The 26025-nt window shown below is 58.4% G+C and carries 22 protein-coding genes; 15 read left to right on the top strand and 7 right to left on the bottom strand.

Features of this window, described 5'->3' with window-relative positions; all coding sequences use genetic code 11:
- Positions 1–12: 12 nt before the first annotated feature.
- Both AADA04_RS07605 and AADA04_RS07600 read right to left on the bottom strand, forming a co-directional pair.
- Entirely contained in the window at positions 13–639 is a 627-nt protein-coding gene (locus AADA04_RS07605; RefSeq protein ID WP_340692656.1) for an ABC transporter substrate-binding protein, read from the bottom strand.
- Positions 640–672: 33 nt separating this feature from the next.
- Positions 673–1431, bottom strand: a complete 759-nt coding sequence (locus AADA04_RS07600) for a VacJ family lipoprotein (protein ID WP_340692655.1) — start codon at positions 1429–1431, stop codon at positions 673–675.
- Between the two features lie 140 nt (positions 1432–1571).
- Between AADA04_RS07600 and AADA04_RS07595 the strand changes: the two genes are divergently transcribed.
- The 7 genes from AADA04_RS07595 to pyk all read left to right on the top strand — a co-directional run bounded on the left by AADA04_RS07595 (position 1572) and on the right by pyk (position 9858).
- Positions 1572–2549, top strand: a complete 978-nt coding sequence (locus AADA04_RS07595) for a metalloregulator ArsR/SmtB family transcription factor (RefSeq protein WP_340692654.1) — start codon at positions 1572–1574, stop codon at positions 2547–2549.
- Complete coding sequence (gene metF / locus AADA04_RS07590; protein ID WP_340692653.1) at positions 2546–3460, top strand: methylenetetrahydrofolate reductase [NAD(P)H]; 915 nt, start codon at positions 2546–2548, stop codon at positions 3458–3460. Before AADA04_RS07595 ends, metF begins: the two co-directional genes overlap by 4 nt.
- A gap of 9 nt (positions 3461–3469) precedes the next feature.
- Positions 3470–4537, top strand: a complete 1068-nt coding sequence (locus tag AADA04_RS07585; protein WP_340692652.1) for a homocysteine S-methyltransferase family protein — start codon at positions 3470–3472, stop codon at positions 4535–4537.
- Complete coding sequence (locus AADA04_RS07580; protein ID WP_340692651.1) at positions 4534–4968, top strand: gamma-glutamylcyclotransferase family protein; 435 nt, start codon at positions 4534–4536, stop codon at positions 4966–4968. Before AADA04_RS07585 ends, AADA04_RS07580 begins: the two co-directional genes overlap by 4 nt.
- The gene (locus tag AADA04_RS07575) at positions 4961–5515 is read left to right on the top strand and encodes a pyridoxamine 5'-phosphate oxidase family protein (RefSeq protein ID WP_340692650.1); all 555 of its coding nucleotides are present in this window, start codon (positions 4961–4963) and stop codon (positions 5513–5515) included. The genes AADA04_RS07580 and AADA04_RS07575 overlap by 8 nt, the downstream gene beginning before the upstream one ends.
- A 9-nt stretch (positions 5516–5524) precedes the next feature.
- Positions 5525–8170, top strand: a complete 2646-nt coding sequence (gene metH / locus AADA04_RS07570; protein WP_340692649.1) for a methionine synthase — start codon at positions 5525–5527, stop codon at positions 8168–8170.
- Between the two features lie 263 nt (positions 8171–8433).
- A complete protein-coding gene (pyk, locus tag AADA04_RS07565) occupies positions 8434–9858 on the top strand; it encodes a pyruvate kinase (RefSeq protein ID WP_340692648.1) in 1425 nt (474 codons plus the stop codon).
- On the opposite strand, the gene AADA04_RS07560 is transcribed toward pyk, so the two are convergent.
- Together AADA04_RS07560 and AADA04_RS07555 are read right to left on the bottom strand one after the other, a co-directional pair.
- Positions 9845–10345: a TIGR02281 family clan AA aspartic protease gene (locus AADA04_RS07560; RefSeq protein ID WP_340692647.1), complete on the bottom strand. Its 501-nt coding sequence runs from the start codon at positions 10343–10345 to the stop codon at positions 9845–9847. The genes pyk and AADA04_RS07560 overlap by 14 nt on opposite strands.
- A 32-nt stretch (positions 10346–10377) precedes the next feature.
- Complete coding sequence (locus AADA04_RS07555) at positions 10378–10572, bottom strand: DUF1289 domain-containing protein (RefSeq protein ID WP_340692646.1); 195 nt, start codon at positions 10570–10572, stop codon at positions 10378–10380.
- Between the two features lie 138 nt (positions 10573–10710).
- Between AADA04_RS07555 and AADA04_RS07550 the strand changes: the two genes are divergently transcribed.
- The 4 genes from AADA04_RS07550 (at position 10711) to AADA04_RS07535 (ending at position 15597) form a co-directional block, all read left to right on the top strand.
- Positions 10711–11712, top strand: a complete 1002-nt coding sequence (locus AADA04_RS07550; protein ID WP_340692645.1) for a nicotinate-nucleotide--dimethylbenzimidazole phosphoribosyltransferase — start codon at positions 10711–10713, stop codon at positions 11710–11712.
- A gap of 148 nt (positions 11713–11860) precedes the next feature.
- Positions 11861–13057: an acyl-CoA dehydrogenase family protein gene (locus AADA04_RS07545; RefSeq protein WP_340692644.1), complete on the top strand. Its 1197-nt coding sequence runs from the start codon at positions 11861–11863 to the stop codon at positions 13055–13057.
- Positions 13058–13081: 24 nt separating this feature from the next.
- The gene (locus AADA04_RS07540; RefSeq protein WP_340692643.1) at positions 13082–14236 is read left to right on the top strand and encodes an acyl-CoA dehydrogenase family protein; all 1155 of its coding nucleotides are present in this window, start codon (positions 13082–13084) and stop codon (positions 14234–14236) included.
- 125 nt (positions 14237–14361) lie between these two features.
- A complete protein-coding gene (locus tag AADA04_RS07535; protein ID WP_340692642.1) occupies positions 14362–15597 on the top strand; it encodes a glycosyltransferase family 4 protein in 1236 nt (411 codons plus the stop codon).
- A 38-nt stretch (positions 15598–15635) separates the two neighbouring features.
- Here AADA04_RS07535 and AADA04_RS07530 read toward each other — a convergent pair whose 3' ends face one another.
- Positions 15636–16757 carry an NAD(P)/FAD-dependent oxidoreductase gene (locus AADA04_RS07530; protein WP_340692641.1) on the bottom strand — a complete coding sequence of 374 codons (1122 nt, stop codon included), beginning with the start codon at positions 16755–16757 and terminating at the stop codon, positions 15636–15638.
- A gap of 827 nt (positions 16758–17584) precedes the next feature.
- Between AADA04_RS07530 and AADA04_RS07525 the strand changes: the two genes are divergently transcribed.
- The 4 genes from AADA04_RS07525 to AADA04_RS07510 all read left to right on the top strand — a co-directional run bounded on the left by AADA04_RS07525 (position 17585) and on the right by AADA04_RS07510 (position 23794).
- Entirely contained in the window at positions 17585–18820 is a 1236-nt protein-coding gene (locus tag AADA04_RS07525) for an outer membrane beta-barrel protein (RefSeq protein WP_340692640.1), read from the top strand.
- Positions 18821–18942: 122 nt separating this feature from the next.
- On the top strand, positions 18943–21270 hold the full coding sequence (locus AADA04_RS07520; protein WP_340692639.1) for a GNVR domain-containing protein: 2328 nt from the start codon (positions 18943–18945) through the stop codon (positions 21268–21270).
- Positions 21271–21272: 2 nt separating this feature from the next.
- Positions 21273–22505 (top strand): hypothetical protein, encoded by a 1233-nt coding sequence (locus tag AADA04_RS07515; protein ID WP_340692638.1) that lies wholly within the window; start codon positions 21273–21275, stop codon positions 22503–22505.
- Positions 22502–23794: an O-antigen ligase family protein gene (locus AADA04_RS07510; RefSeq protein WP_340692637.1), complete on the top strand. Its 1293-nt coding sequence runs from the start codon at positions 22502–22504 to the stop codon at positions 23792–23794. The genes AADA04_RS07515 and AADA04_RS07510 overlap by 4 nt, the downstream gene beginning before the upstream one ends.
- A gap of 458 nt (positions 23795–24252) precedes the next feature.
- Here the strand turns inward: AADA04_RS07510 and AADA04_RS07505 are convergent, their stop codons facing one another.
- Positions 24253–25038, bottom strand: a complete 786-nt coding sequence (locus AADA04_RS07505; RefSeq protein ID WP_340692636.1) for a family 16 glycosylhydrolase — start codon at positions 25036–25038, stop codon at positions 24253–24255.
- 83 nt (positions 25039–25121) lie between these two features.
- Positions 25122–25817, bottom strand: a complete 696-nt coding sequence (locus AADA04_RS07500; protein ID WP_340692635.1) for a sugar transferase — start codon at positions 25815–25817, stop codon at positions 25122–25124.
- Between the last annotated feature and the right edge of the window lie 208 nt (positions 25818–26025).

Below are 26025 nucleotides of genomic sequence, written 5' to 3'. Positions count from 1 at the left end.
TATTAAGCAGAGTCAGGTTCGCTTTGACGCTTTCAATTCGGCCGTCATGCTTTCGATCTTGGAAATCAGGGCCTCTGCAGATCCGTTCGCACGATCCAGAAGGGCGATGAACTGGGCCCGTTGTTCGATGCCAAGCCAGATCAGGTTGCCATCAAGATTGAGCGCAACATCGACGACCTGGTATTTGCCATCCCGGGTCAGAACGCGCCAGCGCACATCCATGTTCTTGCCGTCCTGGCGCTCGATCACCGTATTCACGATCGAATCCGTCTCCGACCGATCGACAGAATCCTTCACCACCACAGCCTTGCCGCGATAGTCGTCCAGTTGGGCTTCATAAACGGCCAGCGCATAGGTACGGAATGCCGTGCGATAGGCGGCCAGTTCTGCCGGGGTGAACCGGCGGCTATACTTGCCGATCACGAAATTCGACACGGCGTCCAGATCGGTGAACCTGTCCATGTAGGTGCTGAATGTGCTGGTGCGCTGGCTGGCCGTCAGAGACGGGTCATTCAGCGTCGCCAGGGCTTCGCTTGCATTCGCCTGAACATAGGCTTCGGTCTTGGCGTCTGCGGCGGCCGGCAAGGCGCACAGTGCCAACCCGGCCAGGGCCATGGCTGTGATTGTAATCCGGTTCAAGAAACTGCTCCTGTTTGAGTCATCAGGCTCTGGTTAATTATCAAATTCGTCAAAATCAGGGAGATCGTCATAGGCTTCCGATTCATCGACGATCTGACCATTACGAATGGCAGCCTGACGCTGAGATGAATAAATACGGCGGAGCGCAACATAAGGTTCCGGTTGTTCGTTCAGGGTCCTGATCTGGTCGTCCAGCGCAACCCGTGCATTCAGGCCACCCAACACCCCACGGCCAATGGCGATCTGGTCGTCGAGGTCCGGCTGACCGGCAAATTCGGTCCAGGTGAGGGGATCAAATGCCCTGTCGACACCGGATCCCAACAGGTCGCGCGGGTTGGTTGGTCCGAGGAGGGGCATGACGAGATAGGGGCCGCTTCCGACGCCCCATACGGCCAATGTCTGGCCGAAATCTTCCCGATGCCCATCAATCCCGAAATATTCTGCGGCATCCCACAAGCCGACCAGGCCAATTGTCGTGTTGATGGTGAAGCGAAAGAACGTATCCCCCGCCCGGTCGGGCTGGGCCTGCAGCACGTCGTTCACGAAAATTACCGGGGATTTTAGATTTCCAAGGAAATCACCGACCCGATCGCGAGCGAATGCCGGGGTCACCGTCTCGTACACCGACGCGGCTGGCGCCAGCGCATACCGGTCGACTCCATTGTTGAATGCGAACATCTGGCGATTGAACCCTTCATAAGGGTCCGCAACAGCGCCCGCTTCAGGCGGTGGGGTCGACGCGCAGGCGCCGAGGCCGAATATCAGCGCGGCCCCGAAAGATCGAATTTGCATGAGAATGGTCCCGGGGTCTGGTTCTAGGCGGTAAATGGAGGCTCAATAGGGACGCATCAACTGACTAATTGGTAAATTCATGTGCACTGTGGCGTGAGTGCAATCTTGCAAAACATATAAACTAATGTTTATATGGCGATATGCAGCCAGATATTGCCTCCACAATAGACCGTCTCCGCGCTGCGGGCGAACCGACCCGCTTGCGAATTCTCGCCTTGTTGCGCCAGCGCGACTTGTCAGTCGGCGAACTCGTTCAGGTGCTGGCGCAATCGCAACCGCGACTGTCACACCATCTGAAAGCACTCACCGGAGCCGGACTGGTTGAGCGGATGCCCGAAGGCTCGTTCGTCTTCTACCGCGCCGCCAGTCGGGGCGAGGGGCGCATTTTTCTCGACTCGCTGTTCACGCAAGACCTCGTCGACGTCCCGACTTTGCGCCGGGACGCTGCGCAGCTGGCCGAAGTATCGGCCCTGCGGGCCGCATCTGCCGAATCATTCTTTTCCGGCATTGCCGGTACCTGGGACACGATCCGGTCATTGCACTATCCGAATGAGTCCATCGAGGACGCACTGCTTGACCTGGCAGGTCCGGGGCCGTTTGAACGCGTGATCGATTTTGGCACCGGCACGGGCCGCATGCTCGTCCTGTTCGCGCCCCTGGCGCGCGAAGCGGAAGGCATCGATCTCAGCCATCACATGCTGACTGTCGCGCGGGCCAATCTGGAGCATGCGGGCATTGCCGACGCGCGCGTCCGGCAGGGCGATGTGACTGCCGTGCCGTTTGACAGCAGTTCGGCAGATCTCGTCATCATCCATCAGGTGCTTCACTTCATGGACGCGCCGGGCAAGGTGATTGCGGAAGCCAGCCGCGTCCTGAAGCCGGGTGGGCGTTTGCTGGTCGTCGACTTCGCAGCCCACGACCTGGAATTCTTGCGCGAAGAGCATGGTCATCACCGGCTCGGGATGCGAGACGACAATATGGCAAGCTGGGCCGCCGACGCGAAGCTCGAGCTGTCCGAGCCGCATTCTTTTGACCCGCCCGATGCGTCCAGTCCGGGCCTTGTCGTTAATATCTGGGTCGCCGAAAAGCTGGCTCTGCCTGAGGAGGCCACCGCATGAGCTCCCTGTCGATCGCTGATCGCCAATCCGATTCCGCGCCGTCCGTGTCGTTCGAGTTCTTCCCTCCGAAGAGCGATGCCATGGCCGAGCGCTTGTGGCAGACTGTGCAGCGGCTTGAGCCGATGGCACCCGACTTTGTGTCGGTCACTTACGGGGCAGGCGGGTCAACCCGCGAGCGTACGCACGACACCGTCAAGCGGATTGCAGGCAACACGCTGCTATTGCCTGCAGCGCACCTGACCTGCGTGTCTGCGACGAAGGAAGAAGTGCTCGACGTGGCCGACGGCTACTGGGATGCGGGCATCCGCCATATTGTGGCGCTGCGCGGTGATGCGACCGAAGGCATGGGCGCGGCGTTCCGGCAACATCCGGGCGGGTTTCGCGACTCGGTCGAACTGATTGCGGGCTTGCGTGAGCACCGTCCCGAACTTGGCAAGCAATTCGAGATTTCCGTATCCTGTTATCCGGAACAGCACCCCGATAGCCTCGGCTGGAACCAGGACATCGCGTTCCTGAAAGCCAAGCAGGACGCTGGCGCAGACCGCGCGATATCGCAATTCTTCTTCGAGCCTGACACCTATCTCCGTTTTCTTGAGCGGGCGCGGGCGGGCGGCGTCACCATGCCGATCATTCCGGGGATCATGCTGCAACCCAACTTCAAGGGCCTGAAGCGCATTTCAACCCTGTGCGGCGCAAGCCTGCCGGACTGGCTGCATGGCCTTTACGAGGGCCTCGACGATGACGAGGAAACCCGCGATCTCGTTACCGCGAATGTCGCGGCCGAGCTCTGCCACAAGCTGGCCGACGAGGGCGTCGACAAGTTCCATTTCTACACACTGAACCGGGCCGGCCTGGCCCTGTCGACATGCCGCCTGCTCGGCATGAAACCAAAGCCTGCCCAGGCTGCATGAGGCAATGACATGAACCGCACTGAACGCATCGCTGCCCTAAAATCCGCCGCAAAGGAACGCATCCTGATCCTTGATGGATCGTGGGGTGTGATGATCCAGCGGCGTGGCCTCGACGAAGCCGATTTCCTCGGGGACCGTTTCATCGGTCATGAAGGCCAGATGAAGGGCAACAATGACATCCTCTGCCTGACGCGACCGGATATAGTGACTGACCTGCACAATGCCTATTTCGAGGCTGGCGCCGACATTTCCGAGACCAATACATTCTCGGCAACGACGATTGCGCAGGACGATTACAAGCTCGACGCGGACGCTGTGCGTGACATCAACCTGGAGGGCGCGAAGCTCGCACGGGCTGCCGCCGATGCGTGGACCGCGAAGACACCGGACAAGCCGCGCTTTGCCGCCGGTTCGATCGGCCCGCTCAACAAGATGCTGTCCATGTCATCGAACGTGAATGACCCGGGCCACCGCGCGGTGACGTTTGATGAAGTCTATGACGCCTACCGTATGCAGGTCCAGGCCCTCAATGAAGGCGGCGTCGATCTCTACCTGATCGAGACCATTACTGACACGCTGAATTGCAAGGCGGCGATCAAGGCGATCATGGACCTGGAAGCCGAAGGCATGGACAAGCTGCCAATCTGGATCTCGGGCACGATCACGGATCGGTCTGGCCGAACACTGTCAGGCCAGACGGTTGAAGCCTTCTGGAATTCCGTGCGCCACGCCAAGCCGTTCGCAATCGGGTTCAACTGCGCCCTGGGTGCCGACCTGATGCGCCCGCACATTGCGTCGCTGTCGCGGATTGCGGACACCTTGGTCGCAGCCTATCCGAATGCCGGTCTGCCGAACGAGATGGGTCAGTATGACGAGCAGCCGGAAGAAACGTCCAACTCCGTCAGTGCCTGGGCGAGAGACGGAATCGTCAATATTTTGGGTGGTTGCTGCGGAACGACACCAGAGCATATTGCAGCCATAGCGAAGGCGGTCGATGGCGTGGCGCCGCGTGATCCGGTGCCGACTTCGCACGACATGCGGCTTTCCGGGCTGGAACCCTTTGTGCTGGCATCATGACAGGCGATCCGGTTCAATCAGGCGACCTGTTCGTGTTCTACGGCCTGCTGAAACAGGGCGCAGCGGGCATGCCGGCTGACCTGCCGCTGGAGAGCTCGGGTACGTTCCTGGGACCTTGCCGGTTTCGCGGGCGTCTCCTGGACCTTGGCGGCTTTCCGGGCGTGGTCGATGGCGACACGCTGTGCCACGGCGTGCGCTACGAACTGTCTGACGTGTCGCTCATTGGAGCGATGGATGCATTCGAGGATGTCACTGATGATCCGGCTACCTCGCTTTATGTGAGAAAGAAGATACCGCTACTGGATGACCATACTGCACCGACGGGCGAACAGGCATGGATATACTGGTACAATCAGCCCGCAGAAGGCTTCCAAGAAATCGCTGATGGCAACTGGCCGTTGGATGCAGGGAGGGCGCGCAAAAATGGGTAAGACCTATGACAAGCTCGACGACAAGCTGATCCGCTTCATTGAAGCGCAGAAACTCTTCTTTGTTGCCACAGCGCCGCTTGGCTCCGACGGACACATCAATTTGTCCCCCAAGGGCTACGACGCGTTCAAGGTGATCGACGACATGACTGTCGCCTATCTCGACCTCGGCGGTTCCGGCATCGAGACCCAGGCACACGTGCAGGAAAACGGGCGTATCACGATCATGTTTTGCGCCTTCGAAGGTCCCGCCAATATCCTGCGCCTGTATGGTCAGGGCGAAGCCATTGATGTGGGCAATCCTCGCTTTCCGGACATGCTCGCCCAGTTCCCCGGTTTTGACCGGGCGCGGGCGGTTATCGTTATCAAGATCGATCGGATTGCCGACAGCTGCGGCTGGGGCGTGCCATTCTACGAATTCAAAGGCGAGCGTGATCAGCTGACGCGATATATTGACAACAAGTCCGTCGACGAATGGACAGAAACCCACTTTCAGACAAATGCCGAAAGTATCGATGGCCTCCCCGGCGTCGTTCGGCCCAAAAGCTAGACAGGTATCATGACCAAGGCTTCTTCCAACTTCGTCAACATTGGCGAGCGCACCAACGTCACCGGCTCGGCCGTGTTCCGCAAGATGATCACGGCGGGCGACTATCCGGCCGCCGTCGAGGTTGCCCGCAGCCAGGTCGAGAATGGCGCCCAGATCATCGACGTCAACATGGATGAAGGCATGCTGGAAGGTGTCGAAGCGATGCGCACCTTCCTCAATCTAATCGCTGCGGAACCAGATATCGCCCGCGTGCCGGTGATGATCGATAGTTCCAAATGGGAGGTCATCGAAGCCGGGCTGAAATGCGTGCAGGGCAAGGCGATTGTGAACTCGATCTCGATGAAAGAGGGCGAGGATGCCTTTCGCAAGAATGCACGCGCCTGCCTGTCTTACGGTGCGGCCGTCGTCGTCATGGCGTTCGATGAGGCGGGCCAGGCCGACACCGCCGCTCGCAAGATCGAGATATGCCAGCGGGCATACAAGATCCTGACCGAAGAGGTTGGCTTCCCGGCGGAAGACATCATTTTCGATCCGAACGTGTTTGCCGTCGCGACTGGAATCGAGGAGCACAACAATTACGCTGTCGACTTCATAGAGGCCACCAAGGTGATCCGCGAGACGTGTCCGGGGTGTCATATCTCGGGCGGGCTCTCGAACGTGTCGTTCAGTTTCCGGGGCAACGAACCGGTGCGCCGGGCGATGCATTCGGTCTTCCTGTATTATGCCATCCCGGCGGGTATGGACATGGGCATCGTCAATGCTGGCCAGCTTGATATTTATGACGATATCGAGCCGGAGCTACGGGAACGGGTTGAGGATGTCATTCTCAACCGCCGCGCCGATGCGACCGAGAGACTGGTCGACCTTGCCGAAACCTTCCGGGGCCAGAAGGGCAAGGTGCAGGAGAAGGACACACGCTGGCGCGAAGCGTCGGTCGCAAAACGGATCGAGCACAGCCTCGTTCACGGGATTACCGAATTTATCGAAGTGGACACCGAGGAGGCGCGACAGTCGGTCGAACGGCCCCTGCACGTGATCGAAGGCCCGCTGATGGACGGGATGAACGTCGTCGGCGACCTGTTCGGTTCGGGCAAGATGTTCCTGCCGCAGGTTGTGAAGTCGGCCCGGGTCATGAAAGCCGCCGTGGCCTATCTCGAGCCCTATCTCGAGGAAGAAAAAATCCGGCTGGGTACGGTCGATGTGTCAAACGGCAAGGTGCTGATGGCCACCGTGAAGGGTGATGTGCACGACATCGGCAAGAACATTGTCGGCGTTGTCCTGGCCTGCAATGGCTACGAGATCATCGATCTCGGCGTGATGGTCGCAGCTGAGAAAATTCTCGACACGGCCATCGAGTTGGATGTGGACATCATCGGCCTGTCGGGCCTGATCACGCCGAGCCTGGATGAGATGGTCTATGTGGCGTCTGAAATGCAACGGAGGGGCATGACGCAGCCGCTGATGATCGGCGGCGCGACGACCAGCCCGGCTCACACCGCGGTGAAAGTCGACCCGGTGATCAAGTGCGCACCCGTGATCCATGTCTCCGATGCGAGCCGCGCCGTCGGCATCGTGAGTTCATTGCTAAATGCCGAAGACAAGCCAGCGCTCGTGGCGCAGACCCAAGCCCGTTACCAGCGGATGCGGGAATCCCGCAAGGATGGGCCGCCCAAACCGCGCCTGCCGATTGCCGAAGCCCGCGCGGCGGCTCTGAAGATCGACTGGGACGCCTATGAACGCCCGGCGCCGACTTATTCCGGCGTGCGCACGTTCGACGACATCGATTTGGCGACGCTGGCCAGGTATATCGACTGGACACCATATTTTGCGGCCTGGGACCTTGCCGGGAAATACCCCGCCATCCTGACAGACAAAATTGTCGGCGAAGCGGCGAGCGGTCTTTGGCGTGATACCGAAGTGATGATGCAGCGGCTCATCGGTGAAGCCTGGTTCAAACCGAAGGCGGTTGTGGGATTCTGGCGTGCCAACAGCCGGGTCGACGATATCCTGCTGGAAACCGGCGACACCTTCCACACGCTGCGCCAGCAGATGGTCAAGGACAATGAGCGGGCCAATTTCGCTCTTTCCGACTTCATCGCGCCGGAAGGCGAAGACTGGTTGGGCGGGTTCTGCGTGACGTCCGGATCGGAAGTCGAGGCCATTTCCGCCGAATTTGCGGCGAAGGGTGACGACTACTCCGCGATCATGGTGAAGGCTCTGGCCGACAGGTTCGCGGAAGCCACAGCCGAGTATATGCACGAGCGCGTGCGCCGAGAATTATGGGCGTATGCGCCGGATGAGGCGCTTCACGCCACCGACCTGATTGGTGAGAAATACCGCGGCATCCGCCCCGCGCCGGGATATCCGAGCCAACCGGAGCACACCGAAAAAGAAACCCTGTTCCGGCTGCTGGATGCCGAGAACAGGATAGGCGTGTCGCTGACATCAAGCTGCGCCATGACGCCAGCATCCAGCGTGTCCGGTATGTATTTCGCTCATCCCGAATGCGTGTATTTCGCCGTCGGGCGGATTGAGCGGGACCAGGTCGAGGACTATGCAGCCCGAAAAGGCTGGGACATGCGTACAGCCGAGCGGTGGCTTTCCCCGATCCTCAATTACGATCCGTTTGCTGTAAAAGCGGACGGTGTTGCCTGAGTGTCGAGATAGGGCAGGGGGGGCGACGCATCTGAAGCTTGGTTTCGGGCGTCGACCGACGGCTGTCGCACCTGCAGCCGGCTTTCATAGGCTTTGTGTTCGCCTGAACTGGTGACTGCGACACGCGTTGCGACCGGTGTTTGGATGCATCTTCGTCAAAGTTTTACGCTACAGCGTTGATGTTTGCGCTATCGGAAGCGCTGGCGACCTGGCCACGAGTCGCATATGACGAGTTGCACACCCAGCGTCATTGGAGAATCAGGATGAGCCAGAACAGACTTCGCGGCGAGAATGCCAAGATTGTTGCGACGCTGGGACCGGGCAGCCGCTCGCGCAAGGAAATCCGCGCACTGGCCGAAGCTGGAGTGGATGTCTTCCGCCTGAACTTCAGTCATGGCGAGCATGAGGCGCACCGAGAGGCGCTCGAAGCCGTACGTGCGGCCGAAGCGGCGTTGGGCCAGCCCCTGGCCACGCTGGCAGACCTGCAAGGCCCCAAGGTGCGTGTCGGCCGGTTTCCCGGCGGAACGATGAAGCTGGGCTTCCGCGCCGAGTATGAGTTGGTCGCGGCCGACGAAACCGATCGGGACGATGTGATCCCGGTTCCGCATGCGGAAATTGTTGCCATGCTTGAGGTCGGAGACATGATCCTTGTCGATGACGGGAAGCTGATCCTGACTGTAACCCAAGCGGGGGACCAGCCGCGCGTGCGCGCGGAAGTCCCGGGCAAGCTGGGTGACAAGAAAGGCTTCACGGTTCGCGGAAAGGCCCTGCCGGTTCAGGCGTTGACGGACAAGGATCGCAAGGACCTCGCCTTCGCACTGGAGATCGGTGTCGATATCGTTGCGTTGTCCTTCGTCCAGACAGTCGAAGACGTGCTCGAAGCCAAGGCGATTATTGCCGGCCGGGCGCCGCTGGTCGCGAAACTGGAAAAGCCGGCTGCGATCACGAATCTGTTGGCGATTGTTGAAGCAGCCGATGCCGTGATGGTGGCGCGCGGCGACCTCGGGGTGGAGTTTGCACCGGAGGATGTGCCGGTTATCCAGCGGCGGATTGTGCGGGCAGCGCGCGCCGCGGGGCGGCCTGTGATCGTGGCAACGCAGATGCTGGAATCGATGATCGAGAATTCCGCGCCGACCCGGGCCGAAGCGAGCGACGTGGCGACAGCGATTTACCAGGGTGCTGATGCGGTCATGCTATCTGCCGAGACAGCCGTCGGGCGTCACCCCGCCACGGCTGTCGCGATCATGTCCCGGATCATTCGCGCGACCGAGAATTCAGAAGACTATCGCCGGTCGATCGCAGAATTCGATGGCGACAGCGCAAGCACGAACGCAATCGATGTCGTCGCCGAAACAGCGCAAGCGATGGCGGCGTCTGAGGGGGCGACGGCGTTAGCCCTGCGAACCGGTGCGTTTGACCGGCTGGCGCGCTTCTCGCGCGTTCGCGGCGCGGCGCCGATTCTGTATGGTTCACTTGATGACCAGCGCCTGCGGCAGGCCTGCCTGTTGTGGGGCGTGCATCCGCAGCGCCTGAATGCAGGTGAAGAGACCTGGTACAGGGATCTTATGAACGCAGCTGGCCTTCAGGGGCGCGTTGCCTATGCGCGCTGGGCGGGTGACGAGTCACGGTTTGCCTGGGAGATTGGCATCGGCCGGGGACAGGATGGCGCGCCTGTTACTGGCGTATGACAAGCTGGCTCTTGCGGAACTCATATGAGTAGAGTTCGCCAAGGAATGTCATGCCGAGCAGGGATTGTTCCAAACCTTCGCGCAGGACCATGCCCTCGACATTTTCCACTTCCACCTGGCCAATCCGGATCTTTTCCAGCGTGACGGCCGCGCCATGCACGACGCCGCCGGCGGTGCGAATTTCCCATTTGTACTCGAGGTCTTCAGGTTTGAGGCCAATCCGCTGCGCATCCCGAAAGGTGATCGCCACGGTGCTGGCGCCGGTATCGACCATGAATTTCACAGCGGTTCCATCGACATCTGCACGGGTCCAGTAATGGCCGTCCGGTTCCCGGTCGATGATGGCGGCATTGGCGAAGCTTGCCTGTTGTGTCGCGACGACGGCTGATGCCACGGTCGGCACGTCATCTGATGTCTCTCGATCATGAAGTTTGGGCACGACAAAGAAAACGACGGCCGTCGCGATCATCGCGGCAGCAGCGAACATTGAAACAGCTTTTCCCAACGCCCCGCCCAAACCTATCTCTTTCCCATGGCCTTGAGTTCTGAAATCCGCTCCGGCAGGGATTGGGTGACGTCGTTGCGTGCATCGCCCCCCATCGCGACCCATCGGCCGATTTCCGGCAAAGTGCGTCCGCACCCCAGACACCAACCTGTAGTGGCGTCTATTGCGCAGACTTTTATGCAAGGGGTCTTTATCGGTTGGCCAGTCATCAATATACAGCGTAATCCATGGAGCAGGATGGGCAAGTGTGACACGGCGCAAGGTAACAAATCCTTGTCGTGCGTTGACCGATTTCTCTGATAAAAGCGCATTGTTCCCAGTTTCGGGGAACCGGGAGACTGACTGACGTGACTGAGCCTGCCAATAATACCGCCCCTCTCGACGATGTTCGAGCGCTTGTTCACAAGCCAATTGCGCTCGACACGGCCCCAGGCGCGCGGGTCAGGGCGGCTTTGCTCACGATGGGGCGGGAAGGCGATTTCGGACGCCTCGGCGAAGCGGCGGAATGGCTGGCCAATTGGCAGCACAGGTATCCACCGCGGATCGAGAAGCCGGTCCTCGCGATCTTTGCTGGATCGCACGGTCTAGTGGACGAAGGCGTCTCACTTTCCACGAATACGGACACGCGTGCGCATGTCGACGCTTTGAGGGAAGGACGGGCGCCCTTGTCGGCGATTGCCACACAGGCCGGTGCCAATATTCGCGTCTTCGAACTCGCGCTCGACAATCCAACACCCAGCATCGCCGTGACGGCCGCCATGAGTGAACGGGAATGCGCGGCGACGATCGCTTTCGGATTCGAGGCGATTGAAGACAAGCCAGACCTGCTGGCGCTGGCTGTGTCAGGGGCCGGGGTAGGGACGGCCGCTGCCGCCGTGGCTTGCGCGCTTTATGGCGGTTCGCCGGATTACTGGGTGCGTCCGAGCAATTTGACGCCCCCGGCGCTGTCCAAGCGGCGAGTCGAGCTGGTCAGCCGGGCGCTGACGCTGCATCGCGGTCATCTGTCCGATCCGCTTGAAGCGCTGCGGTGCCTTGGCGGTCGCGAGCTGGCGGCGTGCGTCGGAGCGATAATCGCGGCGCGGCACGAAGGCGTTCCGGTGGTGCTCGATGGGTTTGCAACGACCATTGCTGCGGGCATCGTTCATGCGATTGATCCTGCCGCGATCAGCCACTGCATCGCATCCCACTGCACGCAACGTCCTGCGCATGAGGCGGCCCTCGAGCGTCTCGGGTTGAAGCCGCTGATGCAGCTTGAGTTCCAGACGGGGGGCGGTCTCGGTTCGGCGACAGCGATTGGCGTGCTGAAAACCGCCTGCGCGCCGTTCATCGCCGAGCCTGCGACGTCCTGAATCCGCATGTGAACCCTGCGGAAACGCATGGAAAACCTGCGGCAAAGTTTACGTTTACGTGCGCGTAACCTTGCCACGAGACCTGTTTGACTGACATAGAGAGTGCAAGTCAGCCCTAAAATAATCTGCCCGGAGGAGTTCCACGCTCATGAACCTTGATTTTTCCCCTGAGGAAGTCGCCTTTCGCGATGAAGTTCGTACCTTCATTACCGAAAATTACCCGAAGGAACTCGCTGGCGTTGGAACGCGCGAAGACCTGACGCGAGATGAATTCCTCGCCTGGCACAAGATTTTGGGCAAAAAAGGCTGGTCCGTGCCCGCGTGGCCCGAGAAGTATGGTGGCACGGGCTGGACATCGACCCAGCGCTATATCTGGTCAGAGGAAAATGCGCGCGTCGACGCGATCATGCCGCTGCCGTTCGGCGCCGCGATGGTCGCTCCGGTTATCTACACATTCGGCACCGAGGAGCAGAAGAAGGAATACCTGCCCGGGATCAAGTCAGGCGACGTGTGGTGGTGCCAGGGCTATTCCGAGCCCGGCGCAGGATCGGACCTTGCAAGCGTCAAGACGACAGCTGTTCGCGACGGTGACGAGTGGGTGATCAATGGCCAGAAGACCTGGACGACGCTCGCGCAATTTGCCGACTGGGGATTCTTCCTCTGCCGCACCGACCCGACGGCCAAGAAGCCTCAGGAAGGTATCAGCTTCATCCTCGTGAACATGAAGACGCCGGGTGTCGAAGTGCGCCCGATCAAACTGATCGATGGCGGCCATGAAGTGAACGAAACATGGCTGACGGACGTACGCGTGCCGGTTGGTAATCTCGTCGGCAAGGAAAACGAAGGCTGGACCTGTGCCAAGTTCCTCCTCGCTCACGAACGTTCGGGCATTGCGGGCGTCGCCCGCTCGAAGCGCGGCGTGGAAAAGCTCCGTGCCATTGCAAGCGAAGAACTGGTCGACGGCAAGCCGCTGATCCAGTCCGGCGATTTTGCCCGCAAGATCAGTCAGTTGGAAATCGACCTGACGGCGCTGGAATTCACCGAACTGCGTACTTTGGCTGCGGAATCTGCGGGCAAGGGGCCCGGACCTGAGAGCTCCATCCTCAAGATCAAGGGTACGGAGATTCAACAGCGCCTGACGGAACTCACGCTTGAGGCTGTCGGCAACTATGCGGCCCCTTATACGGCTGGCATGGAACCCGACGGTTCCAACGAACGTGGCGTGGGCCCGGACCACTCCAACTTCACGGCAGAAACGTATTTCAATATGCGCAAGACGTCGATTTATGGGGGATCGAATGAGATCCAGCGCAACATCATCAGCAAAATGATCCTCGGCCTTTAAGGCACAGGGACAGGGAGATATTTCATGGATTTCAATTTTACCGAAGAACAAGGCATGATCCGCGACAGCCTCTCAAGGCTGATCCGCGAGCAGTATGATTTCGACACGCGCCGTAAGGTCGTGGCGTCGAAAGAGGGCTGGAGCCCGGCTATGTGGGCCCAGTTCGCTGAACTCGGCCTGCTCATGGCGCCATTCAGTGAAGAAGACGGCGGCCTCGGCGGCGGTCCGATCGATGCGATGGTCGTGATGGAAGAGTTCGGCAAAGGCCTCGTTGTCGAGCCCTACCTGCCAAGCGTCGTCTGCGGCGGCGGATTCCTGAAGCGCGGCAGTGACGCGCAGAAGGCCGAACACCTGGCCGGCATCATGTCGGGCGAGCAGATATTCGCCTTCGCCTATGCCGAACCGCGCGGCCGTTACAATCTTGCCGATCTCGAAACCACTGCCAAGAAAGACGGCTCGGGATTCTCGATCAACGGGCACAAAGCTGTCGTGGTCGGCGCGCCTTGGGCGACGCATTTCATCGTGACCGCCCGCACGTCGGGCGGACGCCGTGACGCCAAGGGCGTGACCGTGTTCGTGGTCGCCAAGGATGCCAAGGGCGTCTCGACACGCGACTACCCAACAGTTGACGGGCGTCGCGCTTCGGAAGTGTATTTCGAGAACGTGTCTGTCAGCGCAGATGCCGTGGTCGGCGAAGTCGACAATGGCCTGCCGCTGGTGGAGCTGGTGACAGACGAGGCGATTGCCGCCCTGTGCGCCGAAGCCTGTGGCGCGATGAAGGTCGCCCACGAGATGACTGTCGAATACTCACGCAACCGCAAGCAGTTCGGCACGGCCATCGGTAAGTTCCAGGTGCTGCAGCACCGGATGGTCGATATGTTCATGGAGCACGAGCAATCGGTTTCAATGACCTATATGGCGACGCTGAAAGTGGACGAGGATGAAGTGACCCGCAAGAAGGCCGCTTCGGCGGCCAAGGTGCGGATCGGTCAGGCTGGGCGTTTCGTCGGCCAGCAAGCCATCCAGATTCATGGTGGCATGGGCATGACGGACGAAATGGCCGTCGGCCACTATTTCAAGCGCCTGACCATGATCGACGCCGAATTCGGCAATGTCGATCACCACCTGAAGCGCTACACTGAACTGTCGGCTGTCGACCTGCCGGTTGCTGCTGAATAGGACAGGCCCAGCCTGAGAGACATTATGGCGGCGGCTGGGAAACCAGCCGCCGCTTCCGATTCTGGCGTCCGGCTTGCAGGGCACGCGCAGGAAATTCCCTTAATGGGCGTTGTGAGGAGTGATAGATGGCAGAGACGAGCCCCCCGCGGATGGACATGATCGTTCAGCGCCAGCTGGACGTGATGACGACGGGTAATTCAGCTTATCTCGCCATATTCCTGCGTGCTGTAAAAGCTGCAGGGACGCGGGTGCGCATCGTGTTTGCGCCCATGCGGTCTTTTGGAAACCGCCCCTGGATGTCCGTTCATCCTGAATTCCTGGAGCTTTCAGACGAACTGGTCGTGCCCGCAAGTATTCGGATCGGTGGGCGGTACTGGTCTTTGTCCCCGCAGGTCTGGGGACGGTTTGTCGTCCGGGCAGCGAAGGCAATTGCCGGTAAACTGGGCGCTGACATCAAGATCCATTCCTATCTTGGGGACCCTCTCAAGACCCGGGAAGCTAAGGACGTTGCTGTCCTTGTGAACCGCGGCGCGCCCGATATTGCGGTGGCCGAATACTCTTCGCTTGGGCCACTGCTTGATCACCTGGCCGACGTTCCTCATCGCTCTGTTCTGTTGCACGACCTGTTCTCAGTGCGAGCAGAGCAGTTTCGGGCAAACGGTCTGGCGCCGGACTTTACCGAGGTCACCCGAGCCGAAGAAGCGCAGCGGTGCCGCGCATCGACCGTGAATTTCTATGCTTCGAACAATGAACTCCACGTCTTGAGCCCGCTTCTGCCTGAAGCGCAGTCGATCTGGTTGCGGCCTGAACCTCCGGTCCACGCGGTACAGGAAACGGATGTGCCGGCCCACGCCGTATTTCTCGGCACCCGGCATGCCGGCAATATCGACGCCCTGAAGCACCTTGTGGACGATATCTGGCCGCTGGTTCTGAAGCAGCGTCCGGATGCCGTTTTGAAAGTGGCCGGGTCTATCTGCGCCGACCTGACTCCGGCGCAGGCCGAGACCCGGGGCGTCGAGCTGCTCGGCCGGGTCCAGAGTCTCGAAAGTATTTCAGGAAGTCCGGCGATTGGTCTTGCCCCGACGCGGATCGCCAGCGGTGTCAGCATCAAGGTGGCTGAATATTTGATGCTGGGAATGCCGTGCGTCGTCTATCCGGTTGCCCTGGAAGGGTTCCTGGACGTGCTCGACGATCTCGTCGTCATTGCTGAGGGACCAGAGGCCTATGCCGACCGGCTGGTCGAACTCATGTCTGATGCTGACTCGCGAAAGCGCCTCTCGATTCGCGGGCTTGCTGAAACGCCGGAACGCCTATCCAACCGGGAGCTGATCAGCTTTTTCAAGCAATTGCAGGTAGCTTAGCCGTCGGGCAAGTTGCCGACTCGCAAAGTGGTCCTGAGTCAGGCGTCGATCTGATCGGCGACGTCGTCCGCGATCGCCAGCGAGCTGGTGAGGCCAGGCGATTCAATTCCGAAGAGATGCACGAGACCAGCATGGCCGTGCAGGGCGGGCCCGTCGATTCGGAAGTCGGCAGTTGGTTCGTCAGGACCGGAGAGCTTCGGGCGGCATCCCGAATAGGCCGGGAGGATTGCACCGTCCGGCAGGGTGGGCCAGTACGTTCGGACAGCTTCGTAGAAAGCGTCAGACCGCGCCGCGTCCACACGGTAGTCGACCTTGTCCGGGTCGTCATGCCCGAGCCATTCGACATCGGGACCGAAGCGCATCTGTCCGGCAAGATCGAGCGTCACATGCACGCCCAATCCGCCAATGACGGGGACCGGATAAATCAGTCGCGAAAAGGCAGGCGGCGTTTGGCAGTTGAAGTAATTGCCCTTGGCCAGCGTGAATGTGGGCAGGAGATTGCCGTCATATCTCTCCATTCCACGGGCGAGACGGTGCGCGAAAAGTCCGGCGCTATTGACGACGTGGCGGGCGGTGACGTCGTAAGGCTCACGTCCGCCTACCTTTATCCTGAAACGGCCGTCGGGAAGAATGCTTGTGCCGAGGACCGCTGCGTCCAGCAGGACTGCACCACCATGATCCTCAAGTTCATGGTGGAGGGCGGTCATGAAACCGTGGCTGTCGATCAGACCTGTTTCTTCCGACAGAAGCGCCGCCACACAGCGCAGGCTCGGTTCGAGAGCATTTGCCTCGGCGGCACTGAGCATACGCAGGCCTTCGACACCGTTGCTGTGGCCCTGGGCGAGCAATGTTTCCAGTCTGGCGATCTGGTTTTGGCTGGTTGCGACGATCAGTTTTCCGGTGCGCTTGTGCGGAACGTCGTGGGCGCTGAGGTAGTCATAGAGCCGTCGGCGTCCGGTCACGCACATCCGGTGGCGCAGGCTGTTGGTCGGATAGTAAAGGCCGGCATGGATCACTTCGCTATTTCGCGAGGATGTGCCCGTGCCGATATCGCGTCCGGCTTCCAGAACATAGGTTTCGTGACCCCGGCGAGCGAGTTCAGCGGCGCAGGCGAGCCCGACCGCTCCGGCGCCTATCACGATCGTATCGACTTCCGTCATTGCGTGCGCCGTTTATCACCTGCGGAGTTTTCCAACGGGAAGTGACTGGGTGTTTTCATGGGGACAGGCTCGAATCAGGACATTGGGCAGCGTTGATGCCAGTCGCATGCCAATGTGGCGCATTCGTGGATCGGCGACCAGCGTTGAAACGAGGCAGGAAAACATACGTTTCAAAGCAGCGGTGTGGAGCGCGGGCAACACCAGGAACCCACGTCGTCAATGTCCGGCTTTTGGGATAGTCGCAGGGTGACAGTTAACCATCAAAGGTGTAGCTTTGACGGGCTTTGGAAGCGTATTGGCTTCGGATACGAGCAACATTGAATGGGGGTCAGATCTTTCGCCTCGAGGCCTTGGCGCAGGAACGTGCCAATCGCCAGGGCAGGGCCTTTATTGGAACGTTTGGACCATACGCAACGCATAGAATATGGGTGGGGGATGTCTTTGAGACAGGTGTTGCGAAATATACTGCTTGGTCTAAATGCACCTGTCGTCAGACAAAGGCACGCCAAATTGATGCCGAACAGCGTTGCTGCGTTTGCCGTCCAAGCCATTATGCGCAATTTGTTCTATCCAATTCAGCACATTTTCATTCGCTTAGCGCATAGAGAGCGCACAGAATCACACCACGCACAATTGCTCTGCCCGTTGTTTCGTTCCGGGAATCCGATTGTTCATGGCAACTACAGAATACCAATAAACTTGGTCCCAAGTTTGCAACACACAACCAGTTGATCAGGACCGGCACGTAACAAGAATTACCCAAGGGGATTGCATAAATGTCGAATTTCAAGCGTGTTTGCCTTCTAAGCGTGGCTGCTGGAGGAATAGTGGCCGGCAACGCTGTGGCGCAGGGCCAAGACTATTACAGTCGTGACAAGTACGAGTCCGTTCGCGACCGCCACCAGGAAGACTTCGATCCCGAGCCGATTCGCCTCGGCGCATTTCTGGTCGATTCTTTCGCCAGCGCGTCTGCGACATATATCGACAACGTCCAGGCCACGAACAGCAACAAGATTTCCGATACGATCGCCCGAATTGGTATCGAAGTGGCCGCGCGCACCAATTGGAATGTGCACGAAGTCGGCCTTCAGGTGTCTGCTTACCGGAACGAATATCTCGATATCGGTGATGAATCGACAAACGACTTGCGTGCCCGCATGCGCGGACGTCTCGACGTGAACCGGAATGTGTCGCTTGGCGCTGCCGTTTTTGCCGAGGACCTCGCCGAACCGCGCACGGATCTCGCCAACTCGGTTGGTCTGGACCGCCCGGTTGAGCACACCCGCGTGGGCGCGGCCTTTGATGCCGATTACCACAGCGACCGGTTTCGTTGGACCAATCTGGTCGAAGTGTCCGAGGAAGATTACGAAGACGGACGCCAGACGGGCACCGGAACACCGATCGACCAGGACTATCGCGATAATAGCGTGACTTATGCCCGCTCGAGACTGTCATATGCCGTGTCGCCGAACTTCGCTGTTTTCGGGCAAGGTACGGTTCGCGAACTGTCATACGACCAGACACAAGTTCTGACGGGTGGCGTCAGATCGCGCGACTCGAGCGGCTATACCGTCTCTGGCGGTGTGGATTTCGAACTCACCTCACTGGTGCGCGGTGATATCGCGGTAGGTTATTTCAGCGAAGACAAGGAAGACGATTTCTTCAAGGACGTCGACGGCCTGTCAGTAGATGGTCGCATGGAATGGTTCCCGACACGATTGACGACCGTGGGCTTCAGAGCCGGTCGCCGAGTTGTCGATATCGGCGTATTCGACTCGCCAAGCGCGCTCCAAACTTCGTTCGGAGCAAGTATCGATCACGAGCTTCGTCGTAACATCATCCTGTCGGCAGCCGCCAATATTGTCAGCTACGACTATCAGGAAATCGACCGGACCGATGATGTGAACGATCTGTCCCTGACCGCAGCCTACAAGATGAACAAGCGCGTTCATCTCGAAACCTTCGCGCGTCACATAAACCGCGATTCGAGCGGAGCCGGCGTATTCGGCGATCCGTCATATGACGTCAATCTCGTGGGCGTCGGCCTGAAACTCTATCCCTGATATCTTCCCCGCCCGAGTTTCGGGCAGCGACAATTACGAATTGGTGTAGTGCTTTGACAAAGACTTACAGTCTTGAAATCCCTTCTCAGGCTCCATCGCTTGGCGGTGACGGTCGTGACGACATGCCTATTGATTTCAAGGCGCTGGTTGGCACTGTCTATCGCCGATTCTGGATCATTGTGACCGGATTTCTCGTGACCTTCTTTCTGGTCGCGTACATGACGTTTACGCAGACGCCAATCTACAAGGCGAACTCGATCCTTCAGCTGGATACAAACAAGGAAAACGTCATCGACCTCGGTAGCGTGCTCGGCGGTATGGCCGCAAGCACGGCGACAATCGACACCGAAGTTCGCGTGATGGGGTCGAAGTCGCTTCTCACAAAAGTCGCGAAAAAGCTGAAATTGGCCGAGGATCCTGAATTCAATTGGACTCTGGTCGAGAAAAAGCCTGGCCTTGTCGCACAATTGAAGGCGCAGATCCGGTCCTGGACCGGACAGAAAGTGACGAAGGAAGTTCCTTACGCAAATCTCAGCGCTGAGGAGCGTGAGGCGGCGATCCTCGAATCTGTTGTTCAGACTCTGACGTACAAGGTCCATATCAGCCGTATCGGTACGACCTACCTGATCAATGTTGACGTGACGAGCGTCTCGCCTGAGACGGCGGCTCGGATTGCCGACGCCGTTGCTGACCAGTACCGCGTCCAGCAACTCGATTCCAAACTGGAAGCAACACGCCGTGCGACCGCCTGGCTGTCCGAACGCGTCGCTGGCCTGCGCGATGAAGTGGAGGCGAAGGAGCAGCGTGTTGAGGAATTCCGAGCCGAAACCGGACTTTTGTCAGCCCAGGGCGCGACGCTCACCGAACAGCAAATCGCCTATAACACCAATCAGAAGAGCGTGCTTGAATCGCAGCTGAGCCGTGTCCGGGCGCGGTATCAAAGCATGAAGCGCCAGATCGACAGTGGCGCAGGCATAGATGCTATCGCCGAAGTTCTGGATTCGCCAGTGATCTCGAGCCTCAAGTCTCAGCGTGCCCAAATTCTTCGCCGCGTAGCAGAACTCGAGACCACGCTCGGTCCTGCCCACCCCGAACTAATCGGCGCCCGCAATGAAGCCGCTGATATTGAGCGTCAAATCACGGCGGAAGTGAACCGGATCGCCACCAATCTCGATAGCGAGCTCAAGGTCGCCCAAGCGCAAATTGATAGTATCAACTCAAACATCGGCCAATCGACGGCGCAGTTGCGCGGCAACAATATCAACCTTGTTCGCCTGCGCGAACTGGAGCGCGACGCCGAGACGAGCCGCGTGCTCTACGAGGAATTTATCAGCCGGTCGAAGGAAACGCGCGAACAGGATGACCTCGTCCAGGCCGATGCGAATATCTTGTCTACAGCTTCGGTTCCTGGACGTCCAAGTTCCCCGCGCAAGATGCTCAACCTGATCATTGGCGGGCTGCTTGGTGGCCTGATTGGCGGGGGACTGGCTTTGCTCGCCGAGATTTTCGATATGAAAATCAGTTCGGCTGAGGATATTGAACGCAAGCTTGGCGTGAATTCAATCGGATCGGTGCCGTTGATCCGTAGCACGAGCCTTCTGCCATTTTCACAAGTCAATCCGGCCGACTTCCTGGTGGACAATCCACTTTCTGCTTTTTCGGAAAGTATTCGCTACCTGCGCGCTGCGATAGCATTCTCGGATATTGACAGTGAGACGAAAACTGTCGCGGTCACATCGTCCTTGCCGGACGAAGGCAAGACGAGCTTGACCTTGAGCCTTGGCCGCATGTCTGCGATGTCGGGCTCGCGCACACTGGTTATCGATGGTGACTTCCGTCGCCGCCAGCTGACCGACGCGGCCGGCCTGTCGCCAGAGATTGGTTTCATCGAACACCTGTTCGGCGCTGGCCAGCTTTCGGATGCGATCTGCAAAGATCACCGCAGCATGTTGGATATCCTTCCCCTTTCGAAATCCGGTCATGTGCCACATGACGTGTTCGGGACCCGGGCATTCGACGACCTGCTTGCGCGCCTTCGTTCGATGTATGATCTCATCCTCATTGATACCGGACCATTGCTATTGATGGCGGAGGCCCGTGTCGTGGCTGGCAAGGTGGACAAGACGATCCTCGTCATTCGCTGGCGCCGTTCACTGCGCTCTGCCGTGCGTCAATCGCTGCATCTACTGAAGACGTTCAATGCTGACCTGCTGGGTATCACGCTTAATATGGTCGACCTGTCGCGCCGCCGTCATCACAAGGATCCAGGTTCGACTTACAAGGCCTACAGCAAGTATTATTCGATGGAGGCCAAGCGCTCGTTCTTTGGCTGGAACAAGTCGCCGAAACCCGGATCGATGACATCGTCTGCGCAATCAATTCCCACGCAAGCCAGTCCGAGTGACGCACGCATTAGCGCTGCGACATCCAAAGAAGTCTCTACGCACTGATCATGCTGGACGCCGGACATCCGGATGGCGCAACGTCTGTCGCATTCGGGACGGCAAATGCTGAGGCACAGGGTTCTGCAATGATCAGGGTTGCTTTTTTTGGTCATGACGCAGGAGACGCAGCAGTGCGCCGCCGTGTTCGCGCCATGCAGGATGATGGCCTATCCGTTCGCGGCTTCATGATGCGCCGTCAGGATGGTGTTGCATCCGAGTGGGACAATATCGACCTCGGGCAGACCCGTGACGGGGCCTTTGCCCAGCGTGTGGCTCGCATTTTTTCCGGTGCACGAATTGCCGCCCGTGCCAGGGACGCCTTGACCGATGCCGATGTAATCTATGCGCGCAATCTGGACATGCTGGCTTGCGCCTTTCTGGCCAAGCGCATTGCCGGGCTCGATACACCGGTTGTCTATGAGAGTCTCGATGTGCACAGGATGCTTACCCGGACGGATGTGGTGGGAAAGGTCATGCGGTGGCTTGAGAAAAGTCTGCTGCGGCGAACTATTGGTCTGGTTGTGAGTTCGCCTGGTTTCCTGCGCAATCATTTCGAGAAGCACTATCGGGGTTTCTATGTGGCGTTTCTGGTTGAGAATCGCCTGGCCGCCGGAAGCAATTTCGGACCGCGGCCTGAACCACATGCGCCGGGGCAGGTGAGATCTGGAGCGAACGGACGGTTGAGGCTCGGTTGGATCGGGAACTTGCGTTGCCTGAGGTCATTTGAGCTCTTATGCGCGCTAGCGGACCGTTATCCGGATACGCTTGAAATCAAGTTGCACGGCCAGCCTGCGCGAACAGAGATACCCGTTTTCGAGCCCGAGATCGATGCGCGCGCGAATATGTCGTTTGCCGGGCGCTACCGTTCACCAGAGGATCTTGCGACCATCTATGCGGGGCTGGATCTGGTCTGGGCAGGGGATTTCATGGAGGCCGGGTATAATTCCGACTGGCTGTTACCAAATCGGCTCTATGAAGGCGGATACTATGCGACCCCTGCTGTGGCCCCAGCCGGCACTGAGACGGGGGACTGGGTTAAGCGGCATGCTTGCGGGTTCACGATTGCGGAACCACTTGACGAATCGCTTCCCGCGATGATCGGCGATGTGATGCTGAATGATGCTGCGCTGGAAACCTGCCGCAACCAGTTGCTTGCCATGACGAATGAGGTGTTTATCGAGCCCAACGGGTTTTTCTTGGAGGTATTGGAGCGCGCACTCACCGGGAGCCGCTCGAAATGAACATGGTCAAACCCATTCAGGTCAACGAGAAAGAAACTGTGGGGTTCGCGAACCTCTACCGCACCGGCCGCAGGGCGCCTGTGTGGGAGCAGGCGCTTGTGACGGTCTGGTTCTTCGTGACTTACTTGCCGCTCGATGGTGTCACGCCGATCCGCTATTTGCTCGTCCTGTATTTTCTCGGAATTACAGCGATGTACTATCGTGACGTCGTGCCCGTAATCCTGAAGTGCTGGCCGTTGTTTCTGTTGCCCATATTCGGATTGCTTTCATTCATGTGGTCAGGTTACCCGTCCGATGCCATCCGGGCTGGTGTATTGATGCTTCTGACGCCGCTGACGATCGTTGTCATCGGTGCCCGGTTGAACACAAGACAGGCTCTACGCTGTCTCATGTTTGCGGGCATGATCACGACGATATTTGCCATTCCGACGATCAGCACGTTCAGTACCGGCGGGCCATATGGCGTCGGCGCAAAGAACCTGTTCGCAATCCAAATGCTGTTTGCGATGCTTCTCAGCCTGGCAACGGCGCTCAACCAAAAAGAGTTCCTGTGGGTTCGCCTGTTGGCAGTACCCTTTGTGCCGATCTGCTTTGTGTTCCAGTACATGGCCCATTCAGCCACGTCCCTGGTTTTTGCTGTGGTCGGCATAGTCGGATTGCTCGGGGTGCGGTATTTTTGGATGAGCCTCGGTCAAATCAAGCACTTGCGGACATCGCTTCTGATGGCGGTCGTCGGCATCGCGCTGACGGGAGTCATTGTGATTCTCAGCATACCTGAAAATACGATGATGAACGATTTCCTGAGCTTGCTGGGCAAGGATGGAACCTTCTCGGGACGCTCAGCGATCTGGCGGCAGGCCGAACTCCTGAGTCACGAGCACCCGATAGCCGGCGTGGGCCTGGAGGGGTTCTGGCAGTATGACGTCGGCGCAGCGCAAACAATCAATGAGAATGATTTCAAGCCGTTCGGAACCAAGCTGACCTTCCATAATTCATATTGGGAAGTCCGGGTGCATCTTGGCTACGTTGGCTACGTCCTGTTCCTGCTAATCCTTGGCTGGTGTTCATATCGGACTGTTCTGACCTGGTTCAAAGCGCCTACGATGGATAGTTCGGCGCTCCTCATCACGACCCTGATCATTTTCACGTCGACCTTCACTGAATCCTATCTTTGGGGGACGTTCAACACACTCGTGAACCTGTTCTATTTCGGCGCCATAACGACTCTCGGTGCTGGCGCACGAAAGTTCGAGGGAAGAGTGCCAGTTGTTGTCCGTGAGACGAGCTGAGCGCCGGCACTGCGCGTTGACCAGACCAAACCAATCGAATTTTGGCAGCCTGTTTCAAGATCAATGGTCGGTGAGCCGGGAACCGACCACGGTCCGACTGCGTTTAGGACGCAATACCGCCCAATTTCTCCATCACATTTCGGGTGAACGAGCGCTGAACATATGAACGTATTTTAAGTAGTCGTTAAAGTTGGTTGTTCAAAATATATGATGATGACGCCAAACCCAGCCATTCCGTCCCACAGGACAGCCGTCGACTATTCGCTCGACGCGCAGGCTCGTAGCGATTCGGCATATTATGCTGGTTCACCAGACGGAAAGTGGCCTGTTTGGGCGCGGCTGTTGGTGATCGTAGGGCTCAGCGCACTTTTGTGGGCTGGAATCATCTCCGGCATGATGGCGCTTTTCGGCTGAATTCTTCGGACAACGCGGTGAGGTGGTCCTGTTTTCCTGCAGGCTCAGTGTATGTAGTCGTCAGAGCATTGTGACGTGTCGTCATGCAGCGCGCGGAAGCTGACGCAGTAATATGTCGCGCGGGTTCCGTCTTCGAATTTCGGGGTGCCGTGCCAAGCATATTGGTCCTGCGTGCCGGTCCAAATGTTCATCATGATCCGGCCAGGATTCTGCGGGATCGGTCTTTCGGCGGACGTCACCACTTTTTTCAGCACCCCATCGACAAACCAAGTGACTGAGTCGGGCTGCCAGTCGAAGGCATAGAGATGGACGCCTTCAGCCGCATCGAAGGGGAGATCGATATAAATCGATCCGTTGGTTTTGCCATCCGCAAAGACATTTGCATGAATTTGGCGCGTATTGTTGCCGAGGAATTCAATGTCGATTTCATCGTGCGGGTCGCCGAAGGTCGCATCCGTGTGAGTAAAAAACGACGACACAACACCGGAGCCCGGCGCAGCCTGCATTACGACTTCATAACGACCAAAGCCATAATACCCGCGCTTCTGGACCTCAGCGCCGGAATAAGGCTGATGGTCCACGGGTTTGCGGTTGATTTCCAGAGAAATGCTCGGTGGCTCGAAATGAACATTCTCCGCTACCCAGCCAGCCCGATAGAAGAGGGACCGGAAGGTAAAGTCGGAAATGTACCAATCCGTCTCGTCAAAACCATCGCTAAACGACAGATTGAAGGATTTCCCGTCCCCGCGATCAGGAACGATTTTATATGTCGGATGAGTCCAGATGTAAGCTGCAACACCAACGGCGATCAGGAGCGCCAGAACGACCAAAATCGAAATTACGTACCTGGCGCGAGTCACAATCTAGCAAGCCTCAAATATGCGGCTGGCGATTTCGTCGCAGACCGGATGTATCAACGCGCGCCTTTGGAATTGAGAACAGCAGGCACGGTCAACAAGACAATCTTGACGTCACCCCAGAACGAACGGCTGCGTACGTATTCGACATCGGCGGCAACACGTTGAGGATAGGATGTGTCGCTGCGACCGCTGACCTGCCAGAGGCCGGTGATGCCAGGACGCACAGCGCAGTAGTGATGGAAGCTGTCGCCATATTTAGAGATCTCATTCTCAACGATGGGGCGTGGACCCACGAGCGACATGTCGCCGCGCAATACGTTGTATAATTGGGGCAATTCGTCGATCGACGTCTTGCGAATGAAATTTCCGATCGATGTGATGCGAGGATCGTTGGTCAGCTTTTGGGTTTCGTCCCATTCCTTCCGGGCGACTGGATCGTTTGCCAAGAGATGTTCAAGTTGCTCGTTGGCGTTTGGCACCATCGAGCGAAGTTTGAAGCAGTTGAAAGTTTCTCCATCGAGTCCATAGCGCCTCTGGGAATAGAAGGCGCGTTCACCGTCTTGCAGGCGAATGATGATTGCGATGATGAGGATCAGTGGGGCGACGAACAGCAGGGCTGTTCCGGCAACAATAATGTCGAACAGGCGTTTGAACTGGGTGTGGTCATGACCAAGTGCCTGACTCATCCGAGCTGCTGCGTAGGCGGTGGCTTCTGCCTGCCGTGACGAGTTACTCAATCTCAAGCCCATTCTGGTCCCCTATATTCTACTTGCGGTATTGATAACGAAGCCGCGTCCACTCGACCCAATTGCAATATTCCTGCCGCATCTGGGATCAACGCTTATTGCGTTCGACCCAACCTGTGCAATCCTTATACCGTGATTTTCGCAAATAATTAACTCTTGGAACACATTTTCCCCTGTTGGGCGAAGTATTGGATAAATATTCATTCATATT

Origin of the sequence: Hyphomonas sp. (assembly GCF_037969335.1) — a bacterium.
Classification (GTDB): Bacteria; Pseudomonadota; Alphaproteobacteria; order Caulobacterales; family Hyphomonadaceae; genus Hyphomonas.
Note: the sequence above shows the minus strand (reverse complement) of the source record. Positions and strands in the feature narration are given on the sequence as shown.